Genomic DNA, 1,018 nt, shown 5'->3' on the forward strand with positions numbered 1-1,018 from the left:
CCTGCTGCTCGACTGTGGGTATGGTGCGCGCCGGACTCTGCAGGGGCCGGCGCGAGCGGTCCGCCAACGCCGTGGCGCCGTCATCCTGTGCATGCCGGGCAAGCCACTTGTAGCCGGTCTTCGGGCTGATGCCGAAACGCCGGCATAGTTCACGCCGGTTGGCGCCGTCCTGCAGGGCCAGATTCACGAATTCCAGACGCAGGTTCATGGTGTTTCTCGGGTTCCAGGGCATGAACGGCTCCAGGCGAATCACTCGCCCGAAGTGTTACCCATGTCCCCGCACACCTGTTACCCATGTTTCCGGTCCATACACGGCGGCAAAGAAAGTAGGCAAAGAAAGCCGCTCAAACCGCTAATGCCTGCCACAGTTCACATCTCGACGTAAATGGTGAATGGCTCCGGAGCGTCTGTCACCTCGCACCACCCAAGTGAGTGACAAGGCAGTCATTCATCCCGCTGCTCGCTTCGCGCGCTGCGGTGGGGTCTGCATGGGAAACCAGCGGGCACGCATGAGCATTCGCGAGAACTCATGTGCCCCACCGGTGTTGGGTTATGCCCTTCGGCGCGCGCAGCGCCGCCGGAAGGATGAGCGCCTTGTCACTCCGTTTGGGGGCGAGAGGTGACAGACGCTCCGGAGCCATTCACCATGTACGTCGAGATGTGAACTGTGGCAGGCGCTGGCGGTTTGAGCGGCTTTCTTTGCCTACTTTCTTTGCCGCCGCAAAGAAAGTAGGTGCCGCCCCGCACAGGGGCAACGCATGCAGACCAGCGCGAAAGCAAGTTTCAAATATGAACAACAGGCGAAGGCACAACAACAGCCGCCGCCACAGGCGAATCAGCACCAGAAAGCGGTGCAATCCGCTTCCGCCTCTCCCCAGTAGGCGCACTCCCAAAAGCATCCCGATAGCTCTTGCTAAAGTGACAAGCCGACTGAAACCCGCAGGCCATCGTAATCTGCATGATCGACATATCGGTCTGCAGCAGCAGCTCACGCGCGCGCCGCAAGCGCAGCGTTAAA

General features: G+C 60.6%; 2 protein-coding genes. Both read right to left on the reverse strand.

Annotated elements, in window-relative coordinates:
- Nucleotides 1-232 (reverse strand): helix-turn-helix domain-containing protein (locus tag BFD71_RS38680; RefSeq protein WP_141710977.1); only part of this gene is annotated, 232 nt, incomplete at its 3' end.
- A gap of 551 nt (nucleotides 233-783) precedes the next feature.
- Nucleotides 784-1,018: helix-turn-helix domain-containing protein (locus tag BFD71_RS40205; protein ID WP_141710978.1), on the reverse strand; the 235-nt coding region annotated here is incomplete at its 5' end.

Origin of the sequence: Paraburkholderia nodosa, assembly GCF_001718195.1 — a bacterium.
GTDB lineage: Bacteria > Pseudomonadota > Gammaproteobacteria > Burkholderiales > Burkholderiaceae > Paraburkholderia > Paraburkholderia nodosa_A.